We start from the raw sequence: 6,663 nt of genomic DNA, 5'->3' as shown, positions 1-6,663 counted from the left end.
CATCCCCGCGCAGGCGGGGATCCAGATCTACGGTTCGCTCGCCTCCCCCTCCTCTTCTACCCGCACACTGGCGGTCATACCGGCGCTGAGCTGCACCTCGGGCGGCAATGGGTCGAGCTTGATGCGTACCGGAATGCGCTGGGCCAGGCGCACCCAGTTAAAGGTCGGTTCCACATTGGCCAAAAGCTGCGCGTCGGGAATGGCGTTGCGGTCGGTGATGCCACGGCTGATGCTTTCAATCTGCCCGGTCAGCGCTTGGCCTTCGCTCATTAGCCAAACCTTTACCGGCGCGCCGACGCGAATGCGCGGCAGCTTGGTTTCTTCGAAATAGGCCTGCACGTAAAACGATTGCTCATCCACCAGGGCCATCACCGCTTGCCCGGCGTTGACGTAGTTGCCTTGGGCCAGGCGCAAGTTGGTGATTTGCCCGGTGCGCGGCGCCCGCACTTCGCTGCGGGCCAGGTTGATTTGTGCCAGCGCCACATCGGCCTGGGCTTCGCGCAAGGAGCCGCGGGCGATGTCGGCGGTGATCTGCGCGTTTTCTTTAAGCTCGGCACTGATGGCTTGCGGCCCTAAGCTGGCACGGCGTTGCGCTTCGTGGTCGCGCAGGCGCAGCTGTTGTTGGCGGGTGTTGGCCACGGCCTGGGCTTTTTCCAGCGCGGCTTGGTAGCGCTCGCGATCAAGGTTGAACAGCACGTCGCCGGCTTTCACCTGGCCGTTGTCGTGCACCTTGAGGTCAACCACCCAACCGGACACGTCAGGGGCAATCACCACCACATCGGCGCGAATCCGCGCGTCGCGGGTCCACGGCGACAACATGTAGTAGCGCCACAGGTCGTAGCCCGCCACCAGGGCCGCCGCCACCAAGCACAGGGTCACGATCACTCGCAGGGTAGAACGCATGCAGCTCTCCTATTTACCGTGGTTAACGGCTACCAACGTCCCGTAACCGCCACCAGGGCGGCCAGTACACAAACAAACAAGGCGGTATCGAACAACGCCTCGTGCCAAATCCAGCGCGCCACGCCCACGCGCTGCAAACCGAAGCGCAACAGCCCGGTGCACAGCAGCGCCAACAGCGCATAAATCAAAAACGGGCTGAGCAATACGCCGCCCAACGCCCATTCACGCAAGCCCATGTCTAGCCTCCTCTGCCACCGCAGATGGAGGTGGCGTATAGGGGTTAAGTTCCGATTGCTCGCACCACTGCTTCCAACTCAATTGCAGCTGCAATAGCGCGGCTTGGGCCAGACGCCGGTCGATGCTCGCGCCGGACTCACGCAGGGCGCTGAGCAACTGCGCTACGGGTTGATCCAACGCGGTGACCGAATGCGCCTCCGGCCCCTCGAGCAACACCGGCTCCAGGCTACGCATAAACTGCCGCTCCGCCTCGGTCAGGGCTGGCGATTGCGAGACCTCCAGGCAGCGGCGCAGGTGCAACAGTTCATCGCCAAGGTCGAGGCCACTGATGCCATCGTTCCAGCGGCTGCGCGATTGCGTCGGCAGCACCGGGTAATGCCGGGCCAGTTGCAGCAGGCGATCGGCCATGCGCCCGCCAAACCAGTTTTCCGCACCAGCCAGCGGGCGCTGGGTTAGGCGGCTGAGGTCGATAAGCATGGCGCGCAGCAAACGCTGGGCATGCCAGGCCGGATTACGCAGGCCAATCAGGCGGAAAATCTGCACAGCAAAACCCACACCGAGCACCATCGCCAACGCGGAATTTAGAAAGGACGCCACGTCAAAGCGCATCAGATTTTGCGGCGCGCAGAGCACGATAAATTGCAGGCAAAAAGCCGTCGAGGTGCCCGCTATCGCCGGTTTGGTCATGCCCAAGGCAGCAAAAAACAACGGCACGCCCATGGCCAGGCACAGCAGGGCAAAACTGCTTAGTTGCGGCAATAGCAGCTGGCCAACGATAAACGCCGGCGGGATGCAATAAAGGGTGCCGCGCAGAAAACCCAGGCCAATCTGCGCGGCGTTTTCGCGATTGGCGAACAGGCTGCAAAGCACGGCGGTCATGGTCAGGCCGCCGGTAGCAGAGGTCCAGCCGGTGGCCATCCAGAACGCGGCCACCAACAGAAACGCCAGCCCACTGCGAAAGCCATATAAGGAGGCCATCTGTATATCGCGGTGCCACGACATAGCGCGCGGCGCATCCGCCGGCGCTACGCCCTGCTCCACCGCTTGCAGGGTGTCATAGGCGGCCAACACCTGACGCACCAGCAGCGCCAGGCGGCCGAGGGAGTATTGCTGCACGGTGGGCAGCTCGGGGTTATCGGCGGCGGCGATCAGGCGTTCACGCAGGGTGAGTAGCTGCGTGGTTTGTGGGTCGTCCAGCGCGTGCTGCACCTCCAGCAACCAGGGCCGCAACTGCTCGGCTTCGGCCGGGGTGAGCTGCCGCCATTGGCGGGCGACGCCACGGGCCAGGCGCAGTTGGGTCAGCAGGTCACGGCTCAGCACCCTTAACGCTACCGCCCGCTGCCGACCGCGGTTGCCTTCAAACCAGGCATGCTCACGCTGAGCATCCACCGCGACAATGCGGCCCAAGGCACCGAGCAAGCCCTGGCGCTCCTGCCGTTCGCCACTCAAGGCGGCCCGCGAGGCCTGAATGCCGGCCGCCCAGGCATCGCGCGCCTGCTTGGCCAGCAACTGCTCGACCCGCTGCGGCCATAGCAAGGCGCTGGCAAAGGTGGCGCAGACAATGCCCAGGGAGATTTCCGTGCACCGCGCTACGGCTTGGTCAAACACGTTGAGCGGGTTACTGATCGAGGGTAACGCGATGATGATCACGGTATAGCCGGCCAGCACAAAGGCATATGACCAAGCACTGCGCAGCAAGGTTGACGCCGCCGTACAGATGCCCAACCAGGTCGCCAGCACCAGCAAAAACAGCCACGGCGTTTGCGCAAAAAACGCCATCACCACCACCGCCATCACCGTGCCGACAGAGGTGCCGCACAGCCGCGCCAACCCTTTCTGCACCACCATGCCCGACAGCGGCTGAGCGACAATTACCGCCGTCATCAGCGCCCATTGCGGCTGCTCCAGGCCAAAACGCATCGCGCACCACAACGCCAGGCCAGCGCCAATCAAAGTTTTAATCGCAAATTTAACCGCTGGAATTTCAGGCGCGAAAAACGCCTGCAACAGAGTGCGCACGGGTGAGACCTGTCAGGGAACACCTATGCACGATAGCTGGAGAGCGAGGAAAAAGGCACGCCTTACCGAGCCAAATCGCAGGCAAAAAAATGGGCAACCTAAGTTGCCCAAAAGCCTTGCGTGCCCGTGAAACCGTAGTGACCGCTTACTGCTGTGCTTTGTGCTTGCGGATGTCGCTACGGATAAACCAACCAATGCCACCAAAGAACGCGAACATCAGGCCCACTGTCGCCAGACCTGCGAATACTGCAACGTCGAAAAACATAGGAGCCTCCAGATGTGCCCGTTGAAAGAATGGACACAGGATAGGCATCGGCTCCGGTATGGACGTTGATCTGAGTCAACGGTGATTGAGGTGACGGACGCGTCGCTGAAAAAAACTGAGGTCGCCGCTAGACAGCGGCAACGCGATGGGAGTGGTTTACGGCTTTTTCGGTTTGTTCTTGGGCTTTTTCTTTTTCGCCTTGCCCAATGGCATGGCTTGTTCGAAGGCATCACGCACTTCGTTCAAGCGTTTGTCTTTGATGTCGTGAATACGTTTGTCGCGCTCGGCGGCGAAGTCGATCAGCTTGCTGTCATTGCTCATGGCTGGGACCGGATAAGACGAAAAGTGAGGTTAAGCCGTGGCACGCAAGGTTTGCGCGTTTTGGCCACCTGATGCTGCCAATAATGCTGCGTCTGCCCGGCCATGACCAGTAGCGAACCGTGTTCCAACTCCAGCGAGTGTTCGATCCGCGTGCTGCCGACCCGGCGCAAGTCGAAACGTCGCGTGCCGCCCAGGTTCAGCGACACCACAGTGGGGTTGATGCCTAACACGTCTTCCGCATCGCTGTGCCAGCCCATGGAGTCCTGGCCGTCGCGGTAGTAATTGAGCAGCAGCCCGTTAAAGCGCTCGCCTACCTCCTCCTGCACACGTGCACGAATTTCCGTGAGCAGCGGCGTCCACGGCAAGGGTTGATGGGTGAGCCCGGAATAGCGGTAACTAACCCCGGGGTCGCCGTACCAGGCCAGCAGGCGTGGCACCGGGAAATGTTGACCATGGATAAACACCTGCGGCTGCTGCCACGGGGTTTGCCCGAGCAACTCTGCCAACCAGCTGTCGGCCGTGGCCTGCTCAACCCACTGCGGGGTGTAGCGCAGGTCGGCGTGGGGCAGTTCGATTGGCGCGGCATTAAACAGGTCCACAACTACTCACTTTGCTTGGCATTAAGAAACGGAGCGCGCAGCGGCTTGTTGGGCCTGCACCTCCAATTGCGCCAAACCTTGCTCGAATGCCTGGCCGCATAGTTTGTCGACATCCATGACCATATGCATGCCCTTCATCAGCAGGTTTTTCGGCCCGCTCATGGCCCACGTCACCTGTACGCTTTCGCCGTCTGGCACAAAGGTAAACGTTGCCTCGTTATTGGCTTGAAACGGTTTGAGAAAGCGCAGTTGCATGCGAATAAATTCATCTGGCCGGCTTTCGACAATGGTCGAGCTGCCCTGCCCCACCTGGTTATTGCCGACCCAACTTTGCGTGGCACCCACGCCGCTGCTTGGCCCGCTATACGTGACCTGCATATCGGGGTCGAGTTTCGCCCAGGGCGACCACTGCTGCCACAGGTGATAGTCGTTGACCTGGGCAAACACCACCGGCAGCGGCGCGGCAATGCGCCGCGAGCGCTCAACGCGAAACGTATCGGGCTGGCGCGACACCACCAAGAGCAAAACGACGACTGCCACCACCAGCACAATCAAGATAAGGCTCAACATGGAAGTCTCCTAAGCTCAGGCTGATCTGGCCAAGTAATCCACCAATTGGTCAAAGGTACCGCCGAACCCCTGGCGCATTGAGTCGAAGCCTTCAACAAAGGTTTGTTCTTCCTCCGCGCTGGCTTCAAACGCTCTGGAGCGCAAGGTCAGCAGGGTTTTCTCGCCCTGCTCGCTGAACTCCACGCAGCAGCGCATTTGCAGCGGCCAGGTTGGTGCCGCGGGATGCCGGGATACGCCGCCTTCAGCCGTGGAAAAGGCATTGAGCCACACCAGTTTGTGTGGTGCCTCAATTTCCTGATAGAGAAACCGCCCCCACATTTCGCTGCCGTCGGCGGTACGCATGACATACAGACAGCGGCCGCCGGGCGATAAGTCGAGGTCAGCTATTTCAACCTCCATCCCCTTAGGGCCCCACCACTGCTGCAACTGTTCACGCTCAGTCCAGGCCTGCCAGACCTGCTGCAGTGGCGCGTCCAGTACGCGGGTGACAAAAAATTCGTTGGCCGTTGTTGTGGTACTCATGGTGACCTCCGCTAAGCAAATGCCGATTTTTATCGCAGGCATCAGCCTAGCCCACAAGCCAAGGACCATGGCGTTCGTTAGCGGCTTGTTGATCAACAACCAGGCATAAAAAAGGTGCGCTCGTGGCGCACCTTGGGGTGTTACGGACAGCTCTATAGTGAAACGCTCCCCGGCTTATGGCCAAGGCGCGGTTTGCGGGCAAGCCCGCGAACACGATCGATCAAAGCGGCGTAAGCACCTGGCCGCGCTCAACGAATGCAGCGAGGTTAGCCAGCACCAGCTCTTCCATTTGCAAACGTGTTTCTTCGGTGGCGCTGCCGACGTGGGGCAGCAACATCACGTTATCCAGGCTGAGCAAGGCTTCGGGCACCTGCGGTTCGGCTTCGAATACATCCAGCCCTGCCCCGCCCAACGTGCCGTCTTGCAGGGCCGCCACCAACGCCTGCTCGTCAATCACCGAGCCACGGGCGACGTTGATCACAATGCCCTTAGGGCCCAACGCGGCCAGCACCTGGGCATTAACGATGTGGTGGGTAGATGCGCCACCGACGCAAGTAAGCACAAGAAAATCGGCCCAATGTGCGAGATCGAGCAAATTAGCTTCATAACCGTAGGGGCTGTCGTTCAATTTCGAGCGGTTGTGGTAGCGCACTTCCATATCAAACCCGCTGGCACGCTTGACCACTGCCTGACCAATTCGGCCCAAACCAACAATACCCAAGCGCTTGCCACTGACCCGACGGGCCAAGGGAAAATTGCCTTTTAGCCAACCACCGGCGCGCAGAAAACGCTCCGAGGCCGCGAGCTTGCGCGAGGTGTCGATCATCAGCCCCATGGCCAAGTCGGCCACGCAGTCGTTGAGTACGTCGGGGGTGGTGCTGATTTGAATGCCTCGGTCGCGCGCGGCGTCGACGGCAATTGAGTCGTAGCCAACGCCAAAGCTGCTGATGGCTTTCAGGTTAGGTAAGGCAGCCAGTTGTTCAGCCGAGCAGCCAAAGCGCGCCGAGGTGGCGAGCAGCTCGAACCCGGCGCCGTGCTCTTTTAGAAAGGCCTGGGGATCGGCTTGTTGCCAGAGCGCGGTGACGTCGTAGTGCTCGGCGAGGTTGTGCTGGAAGCGGTCGGTTAGAGGGCCGATCTGGAGAACTTTAGGCTTGCTCATGGGTACTCCGAGTATGGGAGGGTTTGCAGAGTGCGGAACCGCGGGTGACGCTGCCCTCACCCCCAGCC

The 6,663-nt window shown here is 60.8% G+C and carries 9 protein-coding genes; all 9 read right to left on the bottom strand.

Annotated elements, in window-relative coordinates:
- Positions 1-27: 27 nt before the first annotated feature.
- The 9 genes from AAAB16_RS09035 to AAAB16_RS08995 all read right to left on the bottom strand — a co-directional run bounded on the left by AAAB16_RS09035 (position 28) and on the right by AAAB16_RS08995 (position 6,595).
- Entirely contained in the window at positions 28-903 is an 876-nt protein-coding gene (locus AAAB16_RS09035) for an HlyD family secretion protein (protein WP_340663032.1), read from the bottom strand.
- A gap of 29 nt (positions 904-932) precedes the next feature.
- Positions 933-1,139, bottom strand: coding sequence for a DUF1656 domain-containing protein (locus AAAB16_RS09030; RefSeq protein WP_340663031.1), 207 nt, complete (start codon positions 1,137-1,139; stop codon positions 933-935).
- Positions 1,126-3,159 carry an FUSC family protein gene (locus tag AAAB16_RS09025; protein WP_340663030.1) on the bottom strand — a complete coding sequence of 678 codons (2,034 nt, stop codon included), beginning with the start codon at positions 3,157-3,159 and terminating at the stop codon, positions 1,126-1,128. The genes AAAB16_RS09030 and AAAB16_RS09025 overlap by 14 nt, the downstream gene beginning before the upstream one ends.
- A 145-nt stretch (positions 3,160-3,304) precedes the next feature.
- Complete coding sequence (gene ccoM, locus AAAB16_RS09020) at positions 3,305-3,424, bottom strand: cytochrome c oxidase subunit CcoM (RefSeq protein WP_340663029.1); 120 nt, start codon at positions 3,422-3,424, stop codon at positions 3,305-3,307.
- A gap of 156 nt (positions 3,425-3,580) precedes the next feature.
- On the bottom strand, positions 3,581-3,745 hold the full coding sequence (locus tag AAAB16_RS09015; protein WP_177411398.1) for a hypothetical protein: 165 nt from the start codon (positions 3,743-3,745) through the stop codon (positions 3,581-3,583).
- On the bottom strand, positions 3,742-4,344 hold the full coding sequence (locus AAAB16_RS09010) for an alpha-ketoglutarate-dependent dioxygenase AlkB (protein ID WP_340663028.1): 603 nt from the start codon (positions 4,342-4,344) through the stop codon (positions 3,742-3,744). The genes AAAB16_RS09015 and AAAB16_RS09010 overlap by 4 nt, the downstream gene beginning before the upstream one ends.
- 21 nt (positions 4,345-4,365) lie before the next feature.
- On the bottom strand, positions 4,366-4,914 hold the full coding sequence (locus tag AAAB16_RS09005; RefSeq protein ID WP_340663027.1) for an SRPBCC family protein: 549 nt from the start codon (positions 4,912-4,914) through the stop codon (positions 4,366-4,368).
- A gap of 15 nt (positions 4,915-4,929) precedes the next feature.
- On the bottom strand, positions 4,930-5,436 hold the full coding sequence (locus AAAB16_RS09000) for an SRPBCC domain-containing protein (protein ID WP_340663026.1): 507 nt from the start codon (positions 5,434-5,436) through the stop codon (positions 4,930-4,932).
- A gap of 220 nt (positions 5,437-5,656) precedes the next feature.
- Complete coding sequence (locus AAAB16_RS08995) at positions 5,657-6,595, bottom strand: 2-hydroxyacid dehydrogenase (RefSeq protein ID WP_340663025.1); 939 nt, start codon at positions 6,593-6,595, stop codon at positions 5,657-5,659.
- Between the last annotated feature and the right edge of the window lie 68 nt (positions 6,596-6,663).

It is taken from the genome of Pseudomonas sp., assembly GCF_037994325.1.
Taxonomy (GTDB): Bacteria; Pseudomonadota; Gammaproteobacteria; order Pseudomonadales; family Pseudomonadaceae; genus Aquipseudomonas.
The sequence above is the reverse complement of the archived record's forward strand: the minus strand, read 5'-3'. Positions and strand labels throughout refer to the sequence as shown.